The 24,181-nt window shown below is 48.4% G+C and carries 24 protein-coding genes; 12 read left to right on the plus strand and 12 right to left on the minus strand.

Annotated features, from left to right (window positions below):
- Complete coding sequence (locus CCE91_RS00910) at positions 1-1,494, plus strand: Ppx/GppA phosphatase family protein (protein WP_086433383.1); 1,494 nt, start codon at positions 1-3, stop codon at positions 1,492-1,494.
- A 35-nt stretch (positions 1,495-1,529) separates the two neighbouring features.
- Here the strand turns inward: CCE91_RS00910 and CCE91_RS00915 are convergent, their stop codons facing one another.
- Both CCE91_RS00915 and CCE91_RS00920 read right to left on the minus strand, forming a co-directional pair.
- A complete protein-coding gene (locus tag CCE91_RS00915) occupies positions 1,530-2,267 on the minus strand; it encodes an SDR family oxidoreductase (protein WP_086433384.1) in 738 nt (245 codons plus the stop codon).
- 63 nt (positions 2,268-2,330) lie between these two features.
- Positions 2,331-3,260 carry an alpha/beta hydrolase family protein gene (locus tag CCE91_RS00920; protein ID WP_086433385.1) on the minus strand — a complete coding sequence of 310 codons (930 nt, stop codon included), beginning with the start codon at positions 3,258-3,260 and terminating at the stop codon, positions 2,331-2,333.
- Positions 3,261-3,422: 162 nt separating this feature from the next.
- Here CCE91_RS00920 and zntR point away from each other — a divergent pair, with 162 nt between their 5' ends.
- Together zntR and CCE91_RS00930 are read left to right on the plus strand one after the other, a co-directional pair.
- Positions 3,423-3,857 (plus strand): Zn(2+)-responsive transcriptional regulator, encoded by a 435-nt coding sequence (gene zntR / locus CCE91_RS00925; protein ID WP_086433386.1) that lies wholly within the window; start codon positions 3,423-3,425, stop codon positions 3,855-3,857.
- A gap of 177 nt (positions 3,858-4,034) precedes the next feature.
- Positions 4,035-5,891, plus strand: a complete 1,857-nt coding sequence (locus tag CCE91_RS00930; protein ID WP_086433387.1) for a methyl-accepting chemotaxis protein — start codon at positions 4,035-4,037, stop codon at positions 5,889-5,891.
- A gap of 1 nt (position 5,892) precedes the next feature.
- On the opposite strand, the gene CCE91_RS00935 is transcribed toward CCE91_RS00930, so the two are convergent.
- From CCE91_RS00935 to CCE91_RS00945, 3 genes are all read right to left on the minus strand, one after another.
- Positions 5,893-6,261, minus strand: coding sequence for a DUF6768 family protein (locus CCE91_RS00935; protein WP_086433388.1), 369 nt, complete (start codon positions 6,259-6,261; stop codon positions 5,893-5,895).
- 3 nt (positions 6,262-6,264) lie between these two features.
- Entirely contained in the window at positions 6,265-6,786 is a 522-nt protein-coding gene (locus CCE91_RS00940; protein WP_086433389.1) for an RNA polymerase sigma factor, read from the minus strand.
- Positions 6,787-6,940: 154 nt separating this feature from the next.
- Positions 6,941-7,231 carry a hypothetical protein gene (locus CCE91_RS00945; RefSeq protein WP_086433390.1) on the minus strand — a complete coding sequence of 97 codons (291 nt, stop codon included), beginning with the start codon at positions 7,229-7,231 and terminating at the stop codon, positions 6,941-6,943.
- Positions 7,232-7,420: 189 nt separating this feature from the next.
- Between CCE91_RS00945 and egtB the strand changes: the two genes are divergently transcribed.
- From egtB to CCE91_RS00975, 6 genes are all read left to right on the plus strand, one after another.
- Positions 7,421-8,698 carry an ergothioneine biosynthesis protein EgtB gene (egtB, locus tag CCE91_RS00950; protein WP_086433391.1) on the plus strand — a complete coding sequence of 426 codons (1,278 nt, stop codon included), beginning with the start codon at positions 7,421-7,423 and terminating at the stop codon, positions 8,696-8,698.
- A gap of 21 nt (positions 8,699-8,719) precedes the next feature.
- Entirely contained in the window at positions 8,720-9,646 is a 927-nt protein-coding gene (egtD, locus tag CCE91_RS00955; protein WP_086433392.1) for an L-histidine N(alpha)-methyltransferase, read from the plus strand.
- A 25-nt stretch (positions 9,647-9,671) separates the two neighbouring features.
- Positions 9,672-10,346 (plus strand): SDR family oxidoreductase, encoded by a 675-nt coding sequence (locus CCE91_RS00960; RefSeq protein ID WP_086433393.1) that lies wholly within the window; start codon positions 9,672-9,674, stop codon positions 10,344-10,346.
- 97 nt (positions 10,347-10,443) lie between these two features.
- Positions 10,444-10,722 (plus strand): PepSY domain-containing protein, encoded by a 279-nt coding sequence (locus tag CCE91_RS00965; RefSeq protein ID WP_086433394.1) that lies wholly within the window; start codon positions 10,444-10,446, stop codon positions 10,720-10,722.
- A gap of 19 nt (positions 10,723-10,741) precedes the next feature.
- Positions 10,742-11,278, plus strand: a complete 537-nt coding sequence (locus CCE91_RS00970) for a cytochrome b/b6 domain-containing protein (protein WP_234996227.1) — start codon at positions 10,742-10,744, stop codon at positions 11,276-11,278.
- A gap of 13 nt (positions 11,279-11,291) precedes the next feature.
- Positions 11,292-11,729 (plus strand): aspartate/glutamate racemase family protein, encoded by a 438-nt coding sequence (locus CCE91_RS00975; RefSeq protein ID WP_086433395.1) that lies wholly within the window; start codon positions 11,292-11,294, stop codon positions 11,727-11,729.
- Here CCE91_RS00975 and zapE read toward each other — a convergent pair.
- Both zapE and CCE91_RS00985 read right to left on the minus strand, forming a co-directional pair.
- Positions 11,697-12,839, minus strand: coding sequence for a cell division protein ZapE (zapE, locus tag CCE91_RS00980; protein ID WP_198677997.1), 1,143 nt, complete (start codon positions 12,837-12,839; stop codon positions 11,697-11,699). The genes CCE91_RS00975 and zapE overlap by 33 nt on opposite strands.
- The gene (locus CCE91_RS00985) at positions 12,791-13,423 is read right to left on the minus strand and encodes a peroxiredoxin (protein ID WP_086433396.1); all 633 of its coding nucleotides are present in this window, start codon (positions 13,421-13,423) and stop codon (positions 12,791-12,793) included. The genes zapE and CCE91_RS00985 overlap by 49 nt, the downstream gene beginning before the upstream one ends.
- A gap of 179 nt (positions 13,424-13,602) precedes the next feature.
- Here CCE91_RS00985 and CCE91_RS00990 point away from each other — a divergent pair, with 179 nt between their 5' ends.
- Positions 13,603-14,322, plus strand: coding sequence for a YebC/PmpR family DNA-binding transcriptional regulator (locus tag CCE91_RS00990; RefSeq protein ID WP_086433397.1), 720 nt, complete (start codon positions 13,603-13,605; stop codon positions 14,320-14,322).
- Between the two features lie 32 nt (positions 14,323-14,354).
- Here CCE91_RS00990 and CCE91_RS12245 read toward each other — a convergent pair whose 3' ends face one another.
- Together CCE91_RS12245 and CCE91_RS01000 are read right to left on the minus strand one after the other, a co-directional pair.
- Entirely contained in the window at positions 14,355-16,271 is a 1,917-nt protein-coding gene (locus tag CCE91_RS12245; protein WP_086433398.1) for a methyl-accepting chemotaxis protein, read from the minus strand.
- A 148-nt stretch (positions 16,272-16,419) separates the two neighbouring features.
- Entirely contained in the window at positions 16,420-18,588 is a 2,169-nt protein-coding gene (locus CCE91_RS01000; RefSeq protein WP_086433399.1) for a prolyl oligopeptidase family serine peptidase, read from the minus strand.
- A gap of 166 nt (positions 18,589-18,754) precedes the next feature.
- Here CCE91_RS01000 and CCE91_RS01005 point away from each other — a divergent pair, with 166 nt between their 5' ends.
- Positions 18,755-19,294 (plus strand): hypothetical protein, encoded by a 540-nt coding sequence (locus tag CCE91_RS01005; protein WP_086433400.1) that lies wholly within the window; start codon positions 18,755-18,757, stop codon positions 19,292-19,294.
- On the opposite strand, the gene CCE91_RS01010 is transcribed toward CCE91_RS01005, so the two are convergent.
- The 3 genes from CCE91_RS01010 to CCE91_RS01020 form a co-directional block, all read right to left on the minus strand.
- Positions 19,295-20,485 carry a transglycosylase SLT domain-containing protein gene (locus CCE91_RS01010; protein ID WP_086433401.1) on the minus strand — a complete coding sequence of 397 codons (1,191 nt, stop codon included), beginning with the start codon at positions 20,483-20,485 and terminating at the stop codon, positions 19,295-19,297.
- A gap of 62 nt (positions 20,486-20,547) precedes the next feature.
- The gene (locus CCE91_RS01015) at positions 20,548-21,153 is read right to left on the minus strand and encodes a putative periplasmic lipoprotein (protein ID WP_086433402.1); all 606 of its coding nucleotides are present in this window, start codon (positions 21,151-21,153) and stop codon (positions 20,548-20,550) included.
- A 71-nt stretch (positions 21,154-21,224) separates the two neighbouring features.
- Positions 21,225-22,016, minus strand: coding sequence for an ETEC_3214 domain-containing protein (locus tag CCE91_RS01020; RefSeq protein WP_086433403.1), 792 nt, complete (start codon positions 22,014-22,016; stop codon positions 21,225-21,227).
- A gap of 240 nt (positions 22,017-22,256) precedes the next feature.
- Between CCE91_RS01020 and CCE91_RS01025 the strand changes: the two genes are divergently transcribed.
- A complete protein-coding gene (locus CCE91_RS01025; protein WP_086433404.1) occupies positions 22,257-24,146 on the plus strand; it encodes a methyl-accepting chemotaxis protein in 1,890 nt (629 codons plus the stop codon).
- Positions 24,147-24,181 lie beyond the last annotated feature (35 nt).

Consider the following 24,181-nt stretch of genomic DNA (forward strand, 5'->3'; position numbering starts at 1 on the left):
ATGAAAGAAGAGCATTTTGCGGCACTAGATATAGGTTCAAACAGCTTCCACTTAGTTACCGCCCGAGTAATAGACAGACATCTGCAACCCCTGCTGCAATTTAAGCAAAAGGTGCAGCTGGCGGGTGGTTTGAATAAAAAGAAGAAACTCACCAAAGACGCCATGCAACGAGGTTTGGATGCGCTTGCACTTTGTGCGCAGCGGCTGGATGGTTTTCTTCCGGAGCATGTACAAGTGGTAGCTACCCACACGTTACGCGAGGCAAATAATGCCGACGTGTTTCTGGCTCGAGCGGCTGAAGTGTTTCCTTTCACTATTAATATCATTTCCGGTCATGAAGAAGCGCGGCTGATTTATAAAGGAGTCGCCCAAACCAGCCCTTATCAGGGCAAACGCATGGTGTTTGATATAGGTGGCGGCAGCACCGAAGTGATTACCGGACATGAATTCGAACCTGACCTACTAAGTTCTCGATCAATGGGCTCGGTAAGCTTTACCGAACGTTATTTTGCTGCTGGCGAAGTAACCGAAAAGCGGTTTAAAAAAGCACTGGTTGCCGCTCGTAGTGAGTTGGAACCTATTGCGGCGAATGTTCGTAAGTTTGCTGCCCAGCGGGTGATTGGCACTTCGGGCATGATTAAAGCCATTAGCAAGTGGATGCAATTGCGCGACCAGTCGGCATCCGGCCAAGTGACGCTGGAGCAGGCGTACAAATGTCGGCAAGAGTTGTTGCAGCATAAACACATTGCTACCTTCGAAGCCCTTGGCATTGAGCCAGAGCGCAAAGCCATATTGCCAGCCGGGCTTGCCATTCTGATTGCGTTAATGGAAGAGCTTGAAGTTAAGTCACTAGAAGTTCATGACGCGGCCCTGCGCGAAGGTGTGCTGTACGAGTTAACCGATCGGGTGATTGGGCATCAGGATGTACGCCAGCGCACGGTGGAAGCTATGGCAGCACGCTATCGCATTGATAACAGCCATGCGGATACGGTTGCGAAAACTGCTATGTTAATGCTGAGTCAGGTGGCCAAACAGTGGAAGCTGGATGCCAAAGATTGGGAGCAACGCTTGCAATGGGCAGCGCAGTTGCATGAAGTTGGTTTGCACATTAATTCCACGGGCATTCAAAATCACTCGGGTTATATTGTGCAAAACGCCGACATGCCGGGCTTTAGTAAAGAAGAGCAACTGCTACTGGCGACTTTGGTGCGGAGTTTTCGTAAGCGAATCCGATCTGATCGCCTTCCTACGTTGCATTTATTCGAAGGGCACGACGTGAATCGGCTGGTTGGGCTGCTGCGTCTGGCGGTATTATTTAACACCGATCGACAGCCATCGCTACTGTTAGACCAACTGCAGGTGAAAGGTGATTTATTGCTGCTGTATTTAACCGCGGAAGGGTGGGAAAACCCTATGTTGGTTAGCGATTTAGAGGCTGAAGTAAGGCAACAGCAAAAGTTAGGTATTCAGTTGCGTTTGGTAGGTGAAAATTAACCCGTGGCGGGCGCCACGGGCTACATTACTTGAAATTACAATTCTTGCTTAGTTGGGCGAATAATCATCTCATTCACATCAACTTCACCCGGCTGCTCAATGGCAAAGGTAATAGCACGGGCAATGGCATTCGAGTCGATCGCATCGTTGTACAGATCGTCAGCCATCTCTTTCGAATCTTTGTGACTAATATGATCAGTCAGTTCGGTGGCTACCGCGCCCGGTGAAATATTGGTAGCGCGAATTTCGCCATTTGACTCCTGGCGAATACCCTCGCTAATAGCTTTCACTGCAAACTTAGTCGCGCAGTAAACCGTCGCTCCCGGAAATACCACATGACCGGCAACGGATGACAGATTAATAACGTGACCGCTGTGCTGTTCACGCATGGTTGGTAGCACTGCGCCCACACCATACATTACACCTTTAATATTCACGTCTATCATCTGGTCCCACTCGTCTACTTTTAATTCGTCCAGTGGTGCAAGTGGCATTAGGCCGGCATTGTTTACCAGCACGTCAATACGACCGAATTCGTCGCGGGCAGCTTTGGCAAGCGCTTCAACCTGATCACGCTTGGTTACGTCAACGGTTTTGTAAATGGCTTCGCCGCCGCTTTGTTTAATCTCATCAACCAGTTTTTTCAAACGCTCTTCGCGACGCGCACCCAGCACCAGCTTGGCACCTTTCGCTGCCAACATTTTTGCGGATGCTTCACCCAGACCACTGCTGGCGCCGGTAATAATGACTACTTTTCCTTTTACTTCAGACATTATGCCCTCCGTTAATGGTTACAACTCGTGTACCTATAGTGCATGAGGGTGTGAGACTGTTTTTCAAGGGAGGGGGGCGATTTGGGGTTGATTTGTAAGCCACTGGGCGGCCTCTTCAAGAACAGCTTCTAACTGAGAGTCTCCGGCGCTGTCACGAAAGCCATGGTTAAGACCCGGTAGCATGCGTAGCTCAATATTTGAGGCGCCTGTTGCAATAATGGTCTTAATTTCGTGCTCGGTGTTAACCGGATCCACACTCTCATCATTAGCCGATTGCATAATGAGTACAGGCGCCGAAATATGGTTGAGGGGAGCGTGTAGGTTTCGCCCCAGAGCGTCTTTCCAGAAGCTGTAGCCGTGACCACTCATAGTCATAGCAAAAGGCTCATCAGTTGTTTTTATTTGCTCAGCGAAGCCCCGAAAACCTGCCAAAACATCGGGCAGTTGCTCGGCAGGAACGGTTTTTCCAATACTGTATTCAACATCGTGCTGAAAGCTTGCGGAGCCGGCATTAATCGCGATCACGGCGTCAAGTTTCGGTATTTTAGCGGCAACCGCAAGCGCCACAGATCCGCCTTCGCTGCCGCCAGTCATCACCAAATTCTGAAAGTCGTATTTATCACTTTTCATTATTTTCTGTAGCACGAGCTCAGCATCTGCAACGCGTTGGGTTATAGAGTTATGCTGCAGGTAGTCGGCGGGGCAGTCGTCTCGTTCGCCGGTTTTATGCGCTAATGATTCATCAATACCGTATTTTTCAATGGTGAGCAGCGCAGCATCATGTTGAAGCGTCTGCCATATTTGCTTAATCGAGTTGCTATGACGAACGCTGTTACAGTCAGATCCGTGAAAAACAACCAGCAAACTGTCCGAGTCAGGATTATCCAGGTAGTACTCAACCGCCGAGCCGTCGTCGCGAGTGATTTCGGGTTCGGCGGTTAGGCCGGTATGCGGTAACAACAAAAAAACGGCGAGTATAAGTTTATGAGTCATGAGTATTTGTTCTTGGCTTAGCGTTATTTTTAGAGCGTTATTTCCAGATAAGTTCCAAATAAATTAATTACTTATGGTTTATGCGAAAACTGCTTTACCCTAGTCTTTACTCCAGAGTTTATACTAGTGCCAATCTTGATGGAAAAACCAATAGGTAAAACGATGAAAATAGGCGAATTGGTTAAGTTGCATGGCATTAGCGTTGATACCGCTCGTTTCTACGAAAAGAAAGGTTTGATACAGCCAAGAGCCCGGTCATACGCCGGATACCGAATTTATACTGCAGGCGACAGTGAGCGGCTTGGGTTCATTTTGCGGGCAAAAAATGTCGGTTTTAGTCTGGAGCAAGTGCGCGAGCTTTTGCAGATAGAAGACAATCGCTCGGCCTGGAGCTGTGAACACGTAAAATCCAAAGTCGATGAAAAAATGGCGGAGATTGAAGCGCAAATTACTCGGCTAAAAGGTTTCTACAGTTCGTTAGAGCGTCTCTCGGATGCCTGCTGCGGTGGGCCAGTGAGTGCCAAGGCCTGTTCTATTTTAGACTCGCTGGAAACAGGCGATGCTGTGAAATTAAAGCCACCGGCAGGGGCTGAGTAAAGCGGCACTTCTGTAAAGAACTGCTAAGCTAACGATTCGTTAATTGTTGATTTGGGTAACCCCCAGTAGGAAGTGTTGTCTGTACCAAAAGACTAAAAAGCAACCAATTATCAACAGAATCCGTATTAGTTATTCTCTATAATCGCCGCCTTGAAAGTTTCCGGACCGGAGTTAGCTATGAGCATGCGCAACCTAAAGATCAAACAACGCCTGATACTAAGTACTGCAGTACTTGCCGTTGGTATTGTGGCGCTATTGCTGCTCGGGCTATATCAGAATGCTCAGAAAGATTCGCTGGCACGTGGGCAGGTGTTAACCGAAGCGCTTAGCAGTAGCATGCTCACACTGCGTCGTAACGAGAAAGACTTCTTGATGCGACAGGACCCGAAATACCTCAACACTTTCGAAAATAATGCGAAGAGCCTGTTGCAGGAAAGCGCCGAATTACAGCAAGTTTTAGTACGTCACGGCATGCGTATCGACCTGATCGAGAAGTTTGACGACAATATTGATACTTATCGTGATCGCTTTGAGGCCGTTGTTGCTGCAACTACTCGTTCCGGTCTTACCCAAGAACTAGGTTTGCAGGGCACCATGCGCAAGCGTGCCTATGCGCTTGAAGATGAAGTAAACAGCGACGAACAACGTGTGCGCTTGTTAACGCTGCGTCGGCACGAAAAAGATTTCATCATGCGTCAGGATTTAACCTATCAGCAGCGCTTTAATAATGATGCCAATGCATGGTTGGATGCAGCAAGCGATGCTGGCGTAGTTGGCGCGCTTGAAGATTATCAGGATGCTTTCAATGCGTATGTAGATGAGCGTGTTTTTATCGGCCTTGATCCGAAGAGTGGCACTTATGGCGAAATGCGTGCTGCTGTGCACGATAGCGAAACCAATTTAGCCGACCTCAGCCAGCGTCTTAATACGCAAATGGCAACCGCCAGTAAAAATTTGAATACTTTATTTGTAGTGGTTGCGGTGCTTGTTTTGCTTATTGTGGTGCTGCTTAACGTATTAATTAGCCGAAGTATTATTCGTCCGCTCGTAGAGATGGAAACCGCCATCGGCGAAATTGCGGACGAATCTGACTTAAGCCGCCGTCTGGATGAATCCGGTAAAGACGAGCTGACCTTCGTAAATGTGAGTTTCAACCGAATGATGACCCAGTTCGAAGACGTTATTCAGAACTTGAATGATGCCTCGGACCAGCTCTCGGCAGCGTCGCAGGAACTCAGTTCGGTCAGTGAAGAAGTTAGCAATATAGCGGTCGATCAGGAAAACCAGACCACCATGATAGCCACAGCGGTTACCGAAATGGCGTCGGCCATTCAAGAGGTAGCCGGAAATGCTCAGCAAGCCTCGCAGTCGGCCGATGAAGCCAATGGCGAAGCACGCCGTGGTCGCGAAAAAGTTGCTGACAACATTCAGGCAATGGAAGATTTGCAATTGTCGGTAACAGGCACCAGTGAGCGCCTGCAAATTCTGAACGATCGCACCCAGGAAATCAGCGATGTGGTGAATGTAATTCAGAGCATTGCCGAGCAAACCAATCTGTTGGCACTGAACGCAGCCATTGAGGCCGCGCGTGCCGGTGAGCAGGGGCGTGGCTTTGCGGTAGTTGCCGATGAAGTACGTAGTTTGGCCGCAAACACGAAAAAATCTACTGAAACCATTCAGGCTACCACCGAGCGCTTATTGCGCGGTGCCCGCGAAGCTATGGAAGCCATGAAAGTGTCGTCAGAGCAGGCCAACGAAAGTGCCGAACTGGCCCGTCAGGCAGGTGAGTCATTTGAAGGCGTAAGCACCGCAATCAGTACAGTAACGGATATGAATATTCAGATTTCTACCGCTACTGAAGAGCAGTCTACGGTTGCCAATGACATAACCAAGAACGTGAATGGTATGTCTGATAGCGTGCGAGAAGTCGTTACTGGCGCCAATCAGTGCGCGCAATCCAGTCAGGAATTGGCGCAACTTGCAGCCGATTTACAAACGCAAGTTACGCGCTTCCGGGTTTCTAAAAAGCGCTAATTCAACCGTCAGGCTGATTAGTGGCTTGCAGACGCAACTCAAGCAACCGGATTTCACGCGCGGTGTGATTCCGGTTGATTTGCATGTAAATGAAAAGCTTAGTGGCTACTTGTGCGTTAAAGGTTAGAATTAACAGTACTCCCCAGAACAGTTCGTGCTCAGGTGCGGCGGTAAAGAATTGATAGCCACAGAACACCAGCAGTACTGACAGCACTAAGGCCAACACAAAAGCCACTTTTACCAGCCAGGCATAGCCATAGTTGAAGCCTTGTTTCATGTAGCCCAGCAAGCTTTCGTCGTGATCCATTAATTTGTCTAGCTCTTTGGCTTGTTCGGCCAGGTCTTTTTTGATTTGCTCATCAATGTTCATGGTTTATTGCTCCTGACTTTTATAGTTGTTTCGTAAATTCTCGCGCGCTTTGTGCAATCGCGATTTCACCGTGCCTTCGGGTATCGACAACGCCAGCGCGGTTTCGGTTATGGAAAACTCATTCAAATAAAACAACTCAATGACATCGCGTTCATCTTCTTTCAAACCTGCTAGTAAAGGCGCAACGTCCAGAATTTCTGGGTTAGGCTGTCCTATCACTGTATGAGATTCTTCTATTTGATCGGTGCTAGCGGCTCGGTTCTGGCGCGCCCAGTCAATAATTTCCCAGCGCAAGGCGCGGAATAGCCAGCTTCTGAATACCCTCACATCTTGTAGTAAACGTAAGCGCTTACTTACTTTCAGCCACACATTTTGTACCAGATCCTCGGCAACCATAGCGTCGTGTACACGAAGCACTGCGTGACGTTTCATCGGGTTAAAAAAATGGCGATACAGAGCAGCAAGCGCTTCGCTTTTGCCTTCTTGTGCCGCTAACACCAGAATTTCAATGTGCTGTATTTTCATCTATTGAATGCCCTGATTGCTCAGTCGTTCGTTCGGGTTTTAATATCGACTTTATAACAAGACGAAGCAAATCGGCATCAGGTTCGGTAGGGGGAAGTTTTTTTAAAGGAATGGATTTTAACAAGGGCCTCATTTGAAATGAGGCCCGCAGGGGTTAGGCGTCGTTTGCTTTAAGCGGCGAATAAATACAAGACACGCCACCTTTGGTCATTGTTATGCTGAACCTGTGGTCGCAATTTACGGCTGCAAAAATTACGGGTAATTGATCGTTACCAAAGGATTTCGGCAAGAACACAATTTTCTGCCCAACTTCGCAGCTAGCGGCGGTGATATCTTTTTGCCAGTCGCTAACTTCGCACAGATTTTCCTGATCAACAGAAGCCATTTGGGGACCACAGCCCACCAAACCTAACAAACAGGTACTTACTAATAGCTTTTTATACAAACTTCTCTTCCTTCTAGTAATGATTAATCATTTATTATTAGCGTTGGGCGCAGTTAACTACCCAAGCGATCACACTGTTTAGCTTACCTTACAACTTAACCGCATGGTATGGGTCGACAGGGTAAGTTCCACCGACTATGGTTTATGTCATTGCTGTTGCAAACTGATGCAAGCCGTAGGAGAAAACCAATGCCGAGTGTTGCATCGTCTGTTGCTGAAGGAAGCTCGTTGGAACAGACTTTACTCGCGCAGTACATGAGTGTGCGCGCGCAAACCATGGCGCTCATTGAGCCGTTAAGTGCTGAAGACATGATGTTGCAGTCGATGCCTGATGCAAGCCCGACCAAATGGCATCTGGCGCATACCACCTGGTTCTTCGAGACTTTCTTGCTGCAACCTCACTTAAGCGGTTACCAGCCATTTAATGAGGCTTATCAATACCTGTTTAATTCTTACTACGAAACTGTAGGCGAACGCCACCCCAGGCCTCAGCGTGGTTTACTTTCGCGTCCTCTATTAACTGAAATTTTAGACTATCGTGCGCACGTTGACGCCGGTATGCAGCGGTTGCTGGCGACGCCAACCAGTGAAATTGAGTCTGCGGTAACTATTGGTTTGCATCACGAAATGCAGCATCAGGAGTTATTGCAAACGGATATTAAACACGCGTTGTCACTAAATCCGTACGCTCTGAATCTTGATGCCGCAGCTTCGCCTGAAGCTGCTAATTCAGATACTCAGCAGAGTCCGGAATTTATTTATTTCGCCGGTGGTTTGTCGCAGGTTGGCACTGATGCTAACGAATGTTTTGCCTATGATTGCGAACAGCCCCGCCATCAGGTTTTCATTCCCGAATTTAGCTTGTGCGAACGACTGGTGACCAACGGCGAGTGGCTGGAATTCATGCAAGACAACGGCTATCAGAATCCACAACTTTGGCTTTCCGACGGCTGGGCGACTGTGCAACAAGAAGGTTGGCAGGCGCCCCTATATTGGCACCGTGATGGTGAAAAATGGATGACTATGACTCAGCAAAACCGGGTGCCGTTAGATCTGAATGCGCCAGTTTGCCATATAAGTTATTACGAAGCCGACGCATTTGCGCGCTGGCGGGGGTGCCGTTTACCAACCGAGTTTGAGTGGGAGTTTGCCGCACAAGCGGCTGAAATTAATGGCAACTTTCTGGAGTCAGGGCATTTATTGCCACAAGCAGCACCACCGCAACCAGGGCTTAAGCAGCTATTTGGTGATGCCTGGGAATGGACTCAAAGTCCGTTTATTCCTTATCCCGGCTTCACCACGCCCGAGGGTGCACTGGCAGAATATAACGGTAAGTTTATGGCTAATCAGTGGGTGCTGCGCGGCGGTTCATGTGCAACGGCAAAGCAGCAATTGCGGGCAACCTACCGTAACTTTTTTTATGCCCATCAGCGTTGGCAGTTTACCAGTCTGCGTTTGGCGAAATAGAATTCAAAATCAGGACGGTTTATGAAAGATGAATTTCTACAGGATGTTCTGGCGGGATTGCGCTTGCCGCAAAAAGCGCTTTCTCCCAAGTACTTTTATGACGCCAAGGGCTCAAAGTATTTCGACCAAATTTGCGAGTTAGAAGAATACTATCCGTATCGCACCGAGCTAAGTTTATTGCCTGAAGTTGCGCGTGAATTGAAGCAGTACTTTAAAGAAAAATCGGTTAGTAGCATTCAACTGGTTGAGTTTGGCGCAGGCTCGTTGCACAAGGTGAAACCGGTGCTGAAAGAGCTAACTATGGTGACCGAATTTACGGCTATAGATATTTCCGGCGAGCATTTGCAAGAAGCTTCAACTGAATTGGCTGCAAGTTTTCCGAAGTTACCAATTAAGGTGGCGCAAGGTGACTTTACCAAACCGATTAAGTTAGAAGTTTCTGAGGCTACCCCCATGGGCTTTTTCCCCGGCTCTACTATTGGTAATTTTGATCCTGAAGACGCCCGGGAGTTTCTGGAAAATGCCCGTACCACATTGGGCGAAGGCAGCTATATGCTGCTGGGTGTTGATACCAAGAAAGATCAGCAAATGCTGGAAGATGCTTACGACGATAGCCGCAATATTACGGCGCGTTTTAATAAAAATATTCTGACGCGAATTAATCGTGAACTGAATGCGGACTTTGAGCTGGACCAGTTTGAACATGTAGCCTCATACAACCAACAGCTTGGCCGAATTGAAATGCATTTGCGCAGTTTGACTGCTCAGCAAGTGCAGGTGTCGGGAGAGACTTTTCAGTTTGAAAAAGGCGAAACTATTCATACTGAAAATTCTTATAAATACCATCCGGAAGAGTTTGATCAGTTAGCCACGGCCGCGGGCTGGCGCCGCGAATGTTTGTGGCTGGCGCCCGACGGTATTTTTGCAGTCATGCTGCTGGCGAATTAAATTTGAAATTAACAGGAGGAAACTCATGGCGAAAGTATTACTAATTACCGGTGCTTCTAGTGGAATTGGCGAAGCAACAGCACGTAAAGCGGTAGCCGATGGCCTTAAAGTAATTCTTACTGCACGGCGTGAGAAGCTATTGAATAAGCTGATAGACGAATTTGGCGACGACAACGCCATTGGTGTGGCCGCCGACGTTTCCAACTATAAAGAGCTAGAAAATGTGGTGCAAAAAGGCATCGACAAATTTGGTCAGTTGGATGCGGTGTTTGCCAATGCCGGCACAGGCGTATCTTCGCCTGGTGTTGAGAAAGGTGATCCGGAAGAATGGGACACTATGATAGGTGTGAATATTAACGCACTGATTTACACGGCCCGCTTAACCTTGCCGCATTTACGCAAAAGTACCGGACATTTTCTAATGACTGGTTCGGCAGCGGGTCGAATTATTCTAAAAGGCTCGGTTTATGGGGCTACCAAGTGGTTTGTGCATGGTTTTGCGCAGAACCTGGCGGAGGAAATGAAAGAGTGGCAGGGTCGCTGCACCACTATCGCCCCGGGCATGGTGAACACGCCTTTCTTTGATGAACCTAAGCCGGATAAGTTAGATCCTGATGATGTTGCCGATGCCGTGCTATACGCCATTAATGCACATCCGCGTAACTGCGTACGCGAAGTATTCCTGATGCCGGCCAATTAGTCGGTGTTTGGCGCCGGGTCGTTATCATGGTCTATGCTTAACAAGGGAATTACCTTGATAAGTTAATCAGTTATCCGTAGCAAATAGGGAGAAAGCTATGAAAGTATTTATGCTCGCATTAGGTTCAGTAACGGTTCTTGGTTTAACTGGTTGCAGTACGGAGTCGGTTACGCAATGTACGAAAGCCGCGCAAGCAACCTGGCAGGAGCAGGACGCTTTTCAGGAGGAGTTAAAAGCTCAGGGTTATGAAATTAATGAGTTCAAAGTAACGCCCGGCAATTGCTATGAAATTTATGGTACCAATGCTGATGGTGACAAAGTCGAAATTTACTTCGATCCCGTTGATGGCTCCATTGTGAAAGAAGAATCACACTAATTTCTAAGCTGTGCAGAAAATGACCCGGCAACGCGACATTGTGATCTGGGACGGCTTTATTCGGGTGTATCACTGGCTGCTCGTTGTACTGTTTAGTTTGAATTATTTTGTTCTCGAGCCTGGTGGCACTCTGCATCAGATAGCTGGCTATAGCATCGCGGGGTTGATTATTGCGCGTTTCGTGTGGGGTTTTTACGGCTCGCATTATGCGCGCTTTGCTAACTTCAAGCCATCGCGGTCGGCACTACGAAAACATCTGGCCCACTTGCGTCAGCGTGGTTTACCTGCCAACAGCGGACACAACCCTGTTGGTGCGCTGATGATTTATGCGTTGATGGGGTTGTTTGTGCTGCAAGCTGGCAGCGGATTCTTAATGGAAGAGGTGGACTACTTTTTCGGAAGTGACGAGGTAGAAGCTGTACATGCTTATACGGCTGATGCCATTTTCGTTCTGGTGCTCATTCATGTTGTTGCGGTAGTACTGGTTGCATGGATAGGTCGCATCCAGTTGCTACGACCTATGCTCACTGGCAAGCGGCGGCTACCTAAAGAATGACAGGAGGAAGCTCATGAAAACCATAGGCTTATTAGGATGTATGCAATGGGAAAGCACGCTGGCTTATTATCGCGCTATAAATCAGGGAATACGCGATGCCAAAGGCGGCTTACATTCCGCCAAACTAGTCATGTATAGCGTTGACTTCGCGGCTGTCGACCGCATGCAGCGCGGTGATGATTGGGACGGTATTAGCGAGCTCCTGTGTGAGGCCGAGCGCAAGCAAGCGAAAGCAGGTGGGGGCAGTAAAAAAGAGTACCTGCAAGTTATTGAAGATCTGGCCGAGCAGGGGGCTGATGCAGTTATTCTTGGTAGCAACGATCTCTGCCTGTTGCTAGCGCAAACAGATACTGAAGTGCCACTGTTGAATGCTGTCGATATTCATGCCACTAAGGCCGTGAACTATGCGTTAGGCGACTCAACCTGGGCGCGCAGCACCAGTCATGGTTAGTGGTTGCCAGCGCTGCATTTCGTATAAGCGCGACTGGCAACGGGCAAACTCAAACTGCAATTGTTCAGACTGATATAAATCATCAATGGCAACGGCTGCGCTTACTAACAGCAGGCAGCCGCGGTCATAGCATTCATCTACTAAGGCAAGAAAGCGGCGCGCCTGATTGTCTTTTTTACTCACCTGCAGGTTTTGATGTTCCCGTTGATAACTTTCTTCCACACCGTGCACAATGTCTTTTTCAGCTATGTAGGTGAATTGCGGTACATCATGTACCACTATGGCCTCGTAGCTACCGGCTAGCTGCATGTAGTCACGCTGGCTACGGGGGCCTTCACACAAGGCGTCGAAGGTGAACGCAATCACTTGTTGATTGCGCCACAGTGCCGGAATCTCTCGTCCTAGCACAGGCTCAAAAGCATGTAGCTGAGTTGTGCCGTACAGTTGTTCGGCCTGCTGTCGCAACACACTCGCTGGGGCATCAACGTGGTAGTAATGAAGATCAGTCAGGGTTAACCGACGGTAGTCGGTACCGCTATCTAATTCTATTACCCGACAGTAGGTTTCCAGCAGCGCAATAGTAGGTTCAAAGCGTTGGCGTTGTAGGCCATTCCGATAAAGCTGGGAAGGCGGAGCGTTGGAGGTGGTTACCAAAACCACACCATGCTCAAACAAATAGCGCCATAACCGGCCCAGCAGCATAGCGTCACCAATATCTTCCACAAAAAACTCATCCAGACACAGCAATTGGTATTGTTCTGCCCAGTCTGCGGCAATCGCTTTTAGTGGGTCTTCAATACCGCTGCAGCGATTAAGCTCGGCGTGCACCTGCGCCATAAAATGATGAAAGTGCAGGCGTACTTTTCGGGTTAACGGCACTTGCTCGTAAAAGAAGTCCATGAGCATGGTTTTGCCACGGCCAACCGGTCCCCACAGATACACACCTGCAACAGAGGTATCTTGCTGTTGCAGCCGCAATGCAACAACGCCAAGCTGCTTGGCAACCTGGCGTTGTTTGGGGTCTACGACCAACTGTCGGTGGGCAGCCCAGTGAGTAAAGCTTATTTGTTTAATTTGGTTACCCGTAAGTATGGGCGCAGAGTTTCCCAACCTTGTGGAAACTTCTTCTTGGCGTCTTCGTCGCTAACCGTTGGACGAATGATTACGTCATCGCCCGGCTGCCAGTCGGCAGGGCAGGCAACTTCCTGTGCGTCTGTGGTTTGCAACGCATCAATTACCCGCAGAATTTCGTTGAAGTTACGGCCCACAGTCATTGGGTAGGTCATAATCAGCCGGATTTTTTGATTCGGGTCGATAATAAACACTGAACGAACGGTTGCCGTAGTGCTCTCGCCCGGGTGAATCATGTCGTACAGCTCAGCTACTTTCTTTTCTTTGTCCGCCACAATCGGAAATTCCAGCACTGTATTTTGGGTGTCGTTTACGTCGCTAATCCAGCCTTGGTGTGCTTCTACGGTGTCAGTAGATAAACCCAGTGGCTTCACGTTGCGCTGTGCAAATTCCGGAGCCAGTTGCGAAGTACGGCCCATTTCAGTGGTGCAGACCGGGGTGTAGTCGGCCGGATGGCTGAAAAAGAATACCCAGGAGCCTTTCGCCCAGTCGTGAAAGTCAATTTTGCCCTGAGTGGTGTCTATTTGAAAATTTGGTGCGGTGTCGCCAATACGTAATCCCATGTGTATATCCTCATGTGTGTCGTAAGGGAGTGATGGAATAAACCATAGCAGAGTTTCATTTTATTCGGATTATAATATTTACGAATAACTCATAGCTAAATCATCCGTGCATAGACCTTTGCCAATTCCCTGTGTAAAATTCGGCCTCTTTTGACTCGATTGCTTAACAGGATAAACCTATGGGCCGCGCCTATCAGAACCGTAAAGAATCCATGGCGAAAACCGCCAATGCAAAAACCAAAGTCTACAGTAAATATGGCCGCGAAATTTATGTGGTAGCCAAGCAAGGTGGCGTTGACCCAGATGGCAACTTAAGCCTGCGCGGCCTCATTGACCGTGCCAAAAAAGACCAGGTACCTGCGCACGTGATCGAAAAAGCTATTGATAAGGCCAAGGGCGGAGCGGGCGAAGACTACGTGCCAGCGCGCTACGAAGGCTTTGGTCCGGGCAACTGCATGGTGATTGTGGACTGTTTAACTGACAACGCCAACCGCACCATAGGTGACGTTCGTAACTGTTTTACCAAAACTAAAACCAAGCTGGGCACGCCGGGTACCGTTGCACACATGTTTGATCATTGTGCCATTCTAGCCTTTAGTGGTCAGGAAGAAGACGCGGTGTTGGAAGTGCTGATGGAAGCCGACGTAGACGTAACTGATATTGAAGACGAAGACGGCCGGTTAACCGTATTTGCACCGCCTACTGAATACGCAAAAATGAAGCAGGCGTTGGTCGATGCCTTTGGCGAAATCGAATTTGATGCCGACGATATTCAGTTTATTCCGCAAGTAACCACTGAAGTAAGCGGTGACGACATTCCTATGTTTGAGAAGCTTATGGATATGCTAAACGACTGTGACGACGTGCAAAACGTGTATCACAACGCCCAAATCGTTTAAGCGCCACGTTTTGAGAATGGCTTGAGAAGGTATTAAACGAATACCTTCTCTATTTTGTACTGTTGCTGATTAACCTGGTCGCTAACGTGGTTCAGTAGCTGCGACGATTTATCAAACTCGCCTAATAGCTCGGTCATGTGCTGGTGGAAGGCTGCAATAGTTTCGGATTGTTGCACCATCAGCTCGGCTGACTGATTCGCCAAACCACTGGATGATTGCGCTTTCCCTTCTATATCCAGCAGCACTTTGGTGAGTTTGGCAACCAGATTCTGTTGTTCTTCATTCGCATCGTTAATGTTCGTATAGTGGCCGGAAATATTGCTGGCTGCGCTTTCCAGACCGGTCAGGATGGTGCGAATATCGGTCAGCGAGGTTTGCGTTTGCTGCGATAGTTTTCTGACTTCATCCGCTACAACCGCAAAGCCACGGCCATGCTCACCCGCGCGGGCTGCTTCAATGGCCGCATTTAGCGCCAGCAGGTTGGTTTGGTCGGCAATACCGGCAATAACCTGCAGAATATTCTCAACTTCATTTACCGATCTGTTCAGTTCGCCAAGGGCCGACTGGCCATTACCAATGGTTTGGCTGGCATTTTCAGTGGCATTCAACAAGCGTTTGTTGTCCTGCTGACATTCCTGCATAGACTGGAAAGTGTCATCGGCATTGGTTTGTAGCTCGCCAAAACTGGCCGCTAAACGTTCGGTCAGATCACTTAAATCTACCAGTATTTGTTGCTTACGGGTGGCGTTATCAGTGCTTTCACGAGAGCGGGAAATAATCTCGGTAACTTCGCGTGAAATTAACTCCAGCGCGTCTTTCACCACATCCATTTGCTGTTTTTTCTGGCCAGCTTCAGAGCTGGTTCGCTCTAGCAGTGCATTAAAGCCCGCCGCAATTTCACCCATTTCAGTGTCTTTGTCGGCTCCGGGCAAGTAGTCCAGGTCGCTTTGGTCCGCCAGTTTGCGCATGGCATCACGCAACATGCGCAGTGGCTGCAGTACCATTTTACGTAGTAACACAAAGTTGAATGCGGCAACCGCCAAGAGCAGTACTACGAATACCAATACCAGTACTTTAATTTCTGCCTGACGTTGCTGTTGTTGTTCCGTGAGTGATTGCTTTGCACCTACCACAGTTTGTTTCAGAGATTCCAGTTGAGCGCTAAGTTGCGTGAATGCTTGCTGACGTTGGCGGTTTTGTTCAATAGTGCGAGTTAGCTCGCCAGGGTAACGACGCACCAGGCTTTGTAGCTCGCCAATAATACCCGCGCCTAAGTCTTTGGCTTCGCGAGGCACTAACACCATCGACTGGTCGGGTAGGGTTTCCATAACCCCCAGCAGCGGTAACTCGGCAAGCTTTTCTATGGTTTGCTGCATGTCACCCAGAGTGTTGGTAAGCGTGGCTTCTGACCCATTACTGAGCATGGCTTCGCGCTGATGTATAAGCTGGCTTAACAACTGAATCAATTCACTGGCGCCAGTTAAATAGTCGCCGGCAACTTGTGGTGAATCGGTGCGGCCTTCATTGGCATAATCCACCAGGCTGGCAATCTCATTGGACAACCCATTTTCCGCGTTAATAATCAGCCCGTTGGCAGCACCAGAGAGCTTACCTATAGCGCGATAGTCGGTGTCTATCTGTTGTTGTATTTGCTCAAGTTGACCGCTTAGTTGCGTAAACAGTGAGTTACCTTGTACAACCTCGTTGGTTAGCACACCGGTAATAGCTTCCCGAGCCTCACCTAGTAGCACGGCGTTACCTGATAACAGGTAGCTGTTCAGCGGCGCTACCACATCACTTTGAATAGACTGTTCAATGTGCTGATAACTGCGACTTTGGTTATCGAAATAGTTGATTTGAGTGTTTGCCCACAGCAACACACCCAAAAAGAGAACTGACAGAGCGGTTAAAACCAGAGCGGAAATTCGGCTGAATACAGAAACGCGCATAGCAAGCGGGTACCACAACTAAATTGTGTGGCTACTATAAAGCACCTTGATGACACTTTTATGACGGAATGTTAACGCTTGAAGGGGTCGCTTGTATAAAAAAGCCCGCTCAATGGAGCGGGCTTTGGTTTCGTTTGCAAACCGGTCATTAATTCAGTTCCGGCAACTCTTCTACACCCATATGAAACAGTGTGAAGCCGAAAATATCGGCATACTGTTCAATGGTTTTTGATACCGGCGTACCAGCACCATGGCCAGCATTAGTTTCAATGCGAATCAGCTGCGGCGTTTCTTTGGACGCTTTGGCTTGCAGTTCGGCCGCGAACTTAAACGAGTGCGCCGGAACTACACGGTCATCATGATCACCTGTGGTAATCAAGGTTGCCGGGTAGGTCACGCCTTCTTCAACGTTGTGTACTGGTGAATAGCCCAAGATGTACTTGAACATTTCTTCGCTTTGCGCCGAAGTACCGTAGTCATAGGCCCAGCCCGCACCAGCGGTGAAGGTGTGGTAGCGCAGCATGTCGAGTACGCCAACCGCCGGTAAAGCTACGGCGAATAACTCAGGGCGTTGAGTCATAACCGCGCCTACCAGTAAGCCGCCGTTTGAACCACCACGAACCGCAAGCTTGTCAGAGCTGGTGTAGTCTTCGGCAATCAAATGTTCAGCCGCGGCAATAAAGTCATCAAACACATTCTGCTTGTTCAACTGGGTGCCGGCATCGTGCCACTCCTTACCGTACTCACCACCGCCACGCAGGTTAGCTACGGCATATACGCCGCCCATTTCCAGCCATACCGCATTGGTGATACTGAATGATGGCGTTAGGCTGATATTAAAACCGCCGTAACCATACAAAATGGTTGGGTTGCTACCGTCCAGCTCTAGACCTTTCTTGTGAGTGATAATCATAGGTACTTTGGTACCGTCTTTGGAGGTGTAGAACACCTGCTTCGACACATAATTATCCGAGTTAAACTTGGCACCAGATTCGGCGTATACAGACGACTCACCCGATTCCGGGGCGAAGCTGTAAATGGTTTGTGGGGTGTTATAGTTGGTGAAGGTGTAATAAATGACTTCGTCTTCTTGTTTGCCCGAGAAGCCACCAATACTACCAACGCCAGGTAGCGTTACATCCCGAACCAACTCACCTTCGTAGTTGTACTGTTTAATTTGCGCAATGGCATCAACCATATACTCCGCGAAAATATAACCGGCACCGGTAGCCGGGCTTAGCACATGCTCAGTTTCCGCAATAAAGTCCTGCCAGTTCGCCACCTGAGGTGCGCCGGCATCTACGCTGACAACGCGCTCGTTCGGTGCATCCAGGTTGGTTGAGAGGTACAAAGTAGTGCCGCGATTAGCCAATACCGAAGTATCTGAATCGGTGTGATCAAGAATGGTTACCAGCTCACTATCAGGCTTGCTCAAATCGCGCATGAACAACTTGTTGCCCGAGGTTGAGTTGGCCGCAGAAATAAACAAGAAACGGTCGTCTTCGGTAACATCAGCGCCGACATAACGATGCTTGTCTGCTTCAGTACCACCGAAAATAACCGGGTCGTCGGCCTGATCAGTGCCAAGCTTGTGATAGTAAAGCTTGTGCTGATCAGTCTTCGCGGAAAGCTCGCTACCTTCCGGCTTGTCATAGCTGGAATAATAGAAACCTTCATTCCCGAACCATTCAATACCGGTGAACTTCACATCAACCAGTTCAGGTTCAAGTTGCTCTTTGGTTTCAACATCAATCAGAATGATTTTGCGCCAGTCACTACCACCTTCAGAAATCGAGTAGGCAGCAATAGAGCCGTCTTTGGAAAAGCTCAGTTGCGCCAGCGATGTGGTGCCGTCTTCGCTAAAGGTATTCGGGTCAAGAAACACTTCCGGCTCGCCATCGCCTTTTTGGCGGTAAACCACGTACTGGTTTTGTAAGCCATCATTTTTATAGAAGTAGGTGTAGTCGCCTTCCTGAAAAGGAGCGCTAATTTTTTCGTAGTTCCATAAAGTAGATAACCGCTCGCGAATTTGCTCGCGATAAGGAATTTGATCCAGATGCGCAAAAGTCACTTCGTTTTGTGCTTTTACCCAGGCTTCAGTTTCCGGGCTGCGGTCGTCTTCTAACCAGCGGTATGGGTCGGTTATTTCGGTATTAAAATAGGTATCGACCACAGTTCCCTGACGGGTTTCTGGATATTTAATTTCAGCTGTTCGCATAGAATCTTTGGCACTACTTGTGTTGGTGGGTTTATCCGCTTCGCCTGAGCAAGCGGTAGCTAAGGTTAGAGCCAGCGCACTGGCAACCAGATATTTCATGACAAAGCTCCTGCATAGAGTTCGTTGTTATTATGATTGGGCAATAAGCTATCAGGAAATGCTACAAAAAGGTATTCCTTCGGCTTGGTAATGATCTTGCACAGCCGCTACTTCATACCTAACCTTATCTGAGGATTTCCAAAAGCAAGCAGCCAGGAGGCAAACTATGCGTTCTATGAAATTTTTAACCATACCCTTGGTGGCATTCACGTTAGCCGCGTGCGAGGGTGAGCCCGATGTACCAGTCACTGACCAAAGTGGCGCCGACATAGGTTCGGCAGCATTAGTGACGGCTTACACGAAGCTCGGCAATGAGCTAATCGGCGCCGTGAAACAAGGCGACCAAGTCACTATCGTTAGTAACGCCAATCAAATGGTCGATTATTCAATTAATTTGGTAGACCGCTTTCGCGAGCAATATCCACAGTGTGATACCTATTTGCGTGCGGTTAAAGATGTAGTACCACGTATCAACACCATCAGTGTGGAAGTGTTGGAAAATGATTATCACCAGGACGGCGCTTTAGGCGAAATGCCTTCTGAAACCTGTTATCACGCGAAAGACCTGCTGGTTCATCCGGCCTCGGTGATTGCGTTAATGCGCGAGCAGCCCGACGGTTATCTGGAAGCTGTGGAAGCCGAGATAACCGAAGTGCTGGCGCACATGGATGCAGTGCAAGGCGAACTCAATATTGATAGCAACTAACTACTGAGCCGAGGCTTGATAGTTAGGTAATACCGATGTCACCTTTTGCAGATAGTGGCGGGTTTCCTGATACGGCAATTCATTCACTAGCCGCTGGTAAACCTCATCAGCAGACAAGCTGTTGATAACGCTAACGGCGCCCGCCACCTGCTTTCTACCTTGCGGATGAAACACCGAGGCTACGTTACCTGCGCCGGTGTTATAAGCAGCAATCACGCAGTACAACCGGCTTTGCGGGTCGGTAATCTGTTTTAAATAACGGCTTTGCAGCAAGTGTATGTAGGCCGTACCCATGCGAATATTCTGGTCGGCATCAAACAAGGTGCTCTCAGACGGCATTCCGGGTATATCAAACACCAACCGGTTTACGTCTAAGCCTGCGCTACTAGGCACTATTTGCATCAGTCCAAAGGCTGGAATAGGGGATTGCGCCAGGGGGTTAAAGCTTGATTCAGTTTGGGTAATCGCAAATACCAATTCCGGTGTTACATCATATTCACTAGCGTAAGCGCCGATGCTGCTGGCATAAGCCTGTGCCCGGCGCTGATAAATATCGTCCCCGGAAATTTTAATGCGATACCGTTTAATGCGTTTTTCAACAGCAGATTTAGGCTGTTCCACGTCAGTTGCTGCGGGTTCAGATAGGTTTTTCGGCGGCACAACCAGCGCTTCTTCTTCCGCTACCGCGGTAGCCGCTAAATCAGCTACTGATACTTCGGGTGCAAAGGTTGAGAGCACTTTACGGTCATTTACTATACGCATACCCGAAGTGAGTTCGGCCTGCGCTAAGGTATCGCCAACCGATTGTGTTTCTAATCGAGACAGCGTGCGTTGAACCGCATCTTCGTCAGGCTCTGACTCTGCATCAACTAGCATTTCAATGCGGATTTCGCCAAGTTCGTAGTCAATCACCACTTTTTCATCGAGGTTTTCAGAGTAATCGACGAATTTTTCTTGCGACGGTAACTCAGCTTGTTCACCCCAATGTTGCTCGAGACGCTGCTTAAAGGCCTTGTAATTACTGAGGTAGGCTTGGTAAAACTCTTTTTTTTGTTGCTGCTGCGTTTGCTTCCACTGCTCGTAGTCGCTGGATTGTGCAGCAACAGGAGCGGAGGTTCCTGTTGCTGCAATACCCAAGGATCCCATAGCAACGACATAGAATGTAAACGCGCCAAATGAAAATGGACGCATTGCATTGTCCTTATGGTTCGCTCCAGAGTTAGGTGACTAACCCTGAGCTTAGCTGCTTAGCGTTATTGTTTTAATTGCTTGGCCATATCATCCAGCTCTTGCTTGGCCATATCATCCAGCTCTTGCTCGGCCTGAGCAATCAGAAACTGACGGTATAGCTCGGGGTCATCATCACCAACGGACTGATTCACCAATGAATTAACGTTTTCTTTGTAACCGGCTTCATTCAAGCCAACTAACACATACATGCCACCAGTTGGGCTTACCTGAGTGCGGTAAATACGTGAGAACGTTAAGTTCATAGCGGTTACGTTTTTGGTCAGGTTTTCAATACTGTCAGAGTTTACGTTCTCACCATCTGCAGTAGTATCAGTTGTAACCCGCGACAACTTGGCTTTAATGTCGGCGGTAAAGTTATTCGATAACGCAGCCCGTGCTTCAGTTGCGGCAACATCTTTCATCACGCCAGGGCCAGCAGCCAACTTGCGAGAATAACCAACGGCCTGTACCCAAATACCTTCCACGGGCTGTTCACACAGCCATAATGGTGCGGCTTGCTCAGGTGCGTCAGGGTAAGTGCATTCCTCGTAAGAAATATTGCCCTGATTAGAAGAACTACAACCAGCCAAAACCAGGCCGGCAACAATTGGTAAAAGAAGCTTTTTCATGTCAGTGCTTTCCTTGGTTAACATCCCGACGGATAGTTTAGGTTATAGTACAAATTTTGCGCAATATCGGGTTAGTCCGCAAAATGCGACTGGTACTCAAACCGCGTTAACACCATGTCTGCTGCAGTTTCAATAGCAAAGTCGCCAACTACAAAAAAGTTGGGGCGAAGATTTCGGCGTAAAGTTTGAATGCGCTCATTCACGGCCTCTTCTTCACTCATTAGTAACTCGTCATTCAGGGCGCTGATATTGGTTAACACTAGCTCGCGGTCGGAAAATTGAGCGGCATAATCAATGTAGCCCATATACTGATTCAAAAATAAGCCTTGGCGACCCAGTTGCTGCCCCTCAAGGTAATACATGAGATTAGTGCTGTCAGTAGTAAAGCGGCCATTAAAACGGCTGTATTCAGCTAACGAAAATTCGCTTAACGCACGATTATAAAATCGCACTGAAGGATAAAAGCTGTCGCGCAGAGAAGTGACCATGTAGCCTTTTACTCGCCCGCTGACTACGGCAACGCCCAGCAAGTATTTTGGTGCATGGTAATAGCGATATTCTAAGTCAGGGTCGATTTGGCTGGGCTTAATTAGCCGCGCAATACCAAAAACCTCTTCCAGATAATGTGGGTTTGAACCTACCGACACTTCAGCCAGATTGTTTAGCTCGACACGGTCGGTGAAGTGGGTAATAAAACTGTGGTACGCGTAGGTGAGCAATTCTTTGGTATCAGCAAATTGACCGAAGGTAATCATAACAAAACCCAAGCCAATAATTACGTCACGAATACGTAGCCATGGGGTTCGTTTGATGCGAACAGTCTCGATAGTCTGGTTGCTATTGGGGCTTTGATCGGTGCTCATTGGTGCACTCCTGGCCATCCGTGTACTCGCTGCATTCCTTGCATCACTGCCACAATGTGCATCGAATAGTATAAAAATCAGTCTAAACCTGATATTTGATTTTACCTAAGGTTAAGATGGTGTAAAGATTAAATCATAGCTTTATCTCATACATACTGCGGATATTTGAATTTGATAGGTCGAGTTTTGTACCCCGCTGCCGATACAAAATGAAGTGGAAAATATAATAAGAGGCACCCGATGCTCCGTTCAATGAAGTTTACTCACAAGGTGGTAGCTACCGCCGCCGCTATTCTTGTGGTTGTGTTTGGGGCTTTTACCCTGAGCAATTTCCTGCAAATGCGCGCCCAAACCCAGCAAGATTTGCGACAGCAATTACAGGCGCTATCGCAGTCGGTTTCGCAAAATATAGCCAATTGGCTGAACGTGCGCTCCGACATTATTGTGGCCACGGCAAATGCGGTTACTGCCAGCGACGACAAGGCCGCCATTTTAGCCAAAGTAAAGCAATCACGCGGCGCCGGTGACTTCAAAAATGTGTATGTAGGCTTGCCCGACGGCACCTTTATTCTTGATGACCAAACCATTGATTTACCAGCGGACTATGATGCCCGGTCACGGCCCTGGTATCAGTTAGCGGTAGCCGAAGATCAGGCTACGTTCACCGAACCCTATATTGATGTAACCACCAATGAGTTAACCATTTCTGCCGTTATGCCAATTGAGCACAACGGCAGCTTTGGTGGTGTGGCCGGTGGCGACATGATGCTGGACGTAATTAGCACTATTGTGAATCAGGTTGATTTTATGGGGCTTGGTTTTGCGTTTTTAGTAAACGCCGATGGCAAAGTTCTAACTCACACTAACCAGCAGTGGGTTGATAAAAACATTAGTGAATATCTGGGCTCAAATGCCACTATTGAGACTGCTTTTAATGACTACGAAATTGCCGGTAAAGAGCATATGGTGAGCTTCCAGCGCGTTGAAGGCATTGATGGCGTGCAGTGGTTCCTTGCTGTGGCTATTGACCGCGACGCTGCGTTCGCCAATGTCGCCAGTTTCGGTATCACCGCCATAGCCTTTATGGTTGGCGGGGTTGTAGCGGTAGTGCTGCTGTTTTCATGGCTATTGCGTATTTTGCTACGACCTATGTACCGGCTGAATGCGGCGGTAAAAGATCTGGCTGAAGGGGAAGGAGATTTAACCTTCCGCCTGCCAGTTGAAACAGAAGATGAGTTTGGTGAGCTTTCGGGTTCTATGAATACTTTCTTAGAAAAAATCCATCATGCGATATCGGAAGTGAATCAAGCGGCATTGCAAGTAGAAGCCAATGTTAAAGATATGACCGATGCAACGCAGCGTTCACTAACGGTTTCAGACCAGCAAAGTGCTCGCACTAACGCTGTGGCTACAGCCATTAACCAACTGAATGCGAGCTCGTCTGAAATTGCGGAAAACGCCTCCTCGGCATCGGCGCAAGCTAGTCATGGCACGAAAATGTCAGCGGCTAGCCGGCAGGCTTTGCAGGCGAATATTCACGCCATTACCGAGCTGTCAGACAAAATGGAAGCATCCAGCGCTGCCATTGCCAAGCTAGATGACAACACCCGCAATATTGAGCAGATTCTGGAAGTTATTAAAGGCGTTACTGAACAAACCAATTTGCTGGCGCTAAACGCGGCTATAGAAGCGGCGCGAGCCGGTGAGGCCGGGCGTGGGTTTGCGGTAGTAGCCGACGAAGTGCGTGGGCTGGCGCAACGTACCCAGGATTCAGCGCAAGAAATTGAAAATATGATTGAAGTGCTGCAAAAAGGGACGCAAGATGTTGTGGATGTTATTTCCCAAAGTCAGCAAACCAGTGAGTCCTGTGTAAAAACGGCACACGAAGCTGAAGAACATATGCAAGACGTTGATACGGCAATTGCGGAAATGGATTCGGTGAATCACTCGGTAGCCTCGGCAACCGAAGAACAAACTACAGTGATCAAAACGCTCGATAATGACATACATGATATTAGTGATTTAAATCAGCAAGGCATTCAGAACTTGCGAGACACTAATGCAGCTTGTACAGCGCTGCAGGAACAATTCGAACGACTGGAAGCTATGGTGCAACGCTTTAAAGTGTAACCAAAAGGTGTTGTAGTGCCCGGTCAGCGACAACC

The sequence above is a fragment of the Pseudidiomarina planktonica genome, from assembly GCF_900177775.1.
Taxonomy (GTDB): domain Bacteria; phylum Pseudomonadota; class Gammaproteobacteria; order Enterobacterales; family Alteromonadaceae; genus Pseudidiomarina; species Pseudidiomarina planktonica.

Excerpts from the sequence above, each read along its gene's own strand:
- CCE91_RS00975 (WP_086433395.1), top strand. The coding sequence starts at position 11,292 with ATGAAAACCATAGGCTTATTAGGATGTATGCAATGGGAAAGCACGCTG.
- CCE91_RS01015 (WP_086433402.1), bottom strand. The coding sequence starts at position 21,153 with ATGAAAAAGCTTCTTTTACCAATTGTTGCCGGCCTGGTTTTGGCTGGT.
- CCE91_RS01025 (WP_086433404.1), top strand. The coding sequence starts at position 22,257 with ATGCTCCGTTCAATGAAGTTTACTCACAAGGTGGTAGCTACCGCCGCC.
- CCE91_RS00935 (WP_086433388.1), bottom strand. The coding sequence starts at position 6,261 with ATGAACATTGATGAGCAAATCAAAAAAGACCTGGCCGAACAAGCCAAA.
- CCE91_RS00965 (WP_086433394.1), top strand. The coding sequence starts at position 10,444 with ATGAAAGTATTTATGCTCGCATTAGGTTCAGTAACGGTTCTTGGTTTA.
- CCE91_RS01005 (WP_086433400.1), top strand. The coding sequence starts at position 18,755 with ATGCGTTCTATGAAATTTTTAACCATACCCTTGGTGGCATTCACGTTA.
- zntR (WP_086433386.1), top strand. The coding sequence starts at position 3,423 with ATGAAAATAGGCGAATTGGTTAAGTTGCATGGCATTAGCGTTGATACC.
- CCE91_RS00910 (WP_086433383.1), top strand. The coding sequence starts at position 1 with ATGAAAGAAGAGCATTTTGCGGCACTAGATATAGGTTCAAACAGCTTC.
- CCE91_RS00940 (WP_086433389.1), bottom strand. The coding sequence starts at position 6,786 with ATGAAAATACAGCACATTGAAATTCTGGTGTTAGCGGCACAAGAAGGC.
- CCE91_RS00985 (WP_086433396.1), bottom strand. The coding sequence starts at position 13,423 with ATGGGATTACGTATTGGCGACACCGCACCAAATTTTCAAATAGACACC.
- egtB (WP_086433391.1), top strand. The coding sequence starts at position 7,421 with ATGCCGAGTGTTGCATCGTCTGTTGCTGAAGGAAGCTCGTTGGAACAG.
- CCE91_RS01000 (WP_086433399.1), bottom strand. The coding sequence starts at position 18,588 with ATGAAATATCTGGTTGCCAGTGCGCTGGCTCTAACCTTAGCTACCGCT.
- CCE91_RS00960 (WP_086433393.1), top strand. The coding sequence starts at position 9,672 with ATGGCGAAAGTATTACTAATTACCGGTGCTTCTAGTGGAATTGGCGAA.
- CCE91_RS00920 (WP_086433385.1), bottom strand. The coding sequence starts at position 3,260 with ATGACTCATAAACTTATACTCGCCGTTTTTTTGTTGTTACCGCATACC.
- CCE91_RS01020 (WP_086433403.1), bottom strand. The coding sequence starts at position 22,016 with ATGAGCACCGATCAAAGCCCCAATAGCAACCAGACTATCGAGACTGTT.
- CCE91_RS00990 (WP_086433397.1), top strand. The coding sequence starts at position 13,603 with ATGGGCCGCGCCTATCAGAACCGTAAAGAATCCATGGCGAAAACCGCC.
- CCE91_RS00915 (WP_086433384.1), bottom strand. The coding sequence starts at position 2,267 with ATGTCTGAAGTAAAAGGAAAAGTAGTCATTATTACCGGCGCCAGCAGT.
- CCE91_RS01010 (WP_086433401.1), bottom strand. The coding sequence starts at position 20,485 with ATGCGTCCATTTTCATTTGGCGCGTTTACATTCTATGTCGTTGCTATG.
- CCE91_RS00930 (WP_086433387.1), top strand. The coding sequence starts at position 4,035 with ATGAGCATGCGCAACCTAAAGATCAAACAACGCCTGATACTAAGTACT.
- CCE91_RS00970 (WP_234996227.1), top strand. The coding sequence starts at position 10,742 with ATGACCCGGCAACGCGACATTGTGATCTGGGACGGCTTTATTCGGGTG.
- CCE91_RS12245 (WP_086433398.1), bottom strand. The coding sequence starts at position 16,271 with ATGCGCGTTTCTGTATTCAGCCGAATTTCCGCTCTGGTTTTAACCGCT.
- egtD (WP_086433392.1), top strand. The coding sequence starts at position 8,720 with ATGAAAGATGAATTTCTACAGGATGTTCTGGCGGGATTGCGCTTGCCG.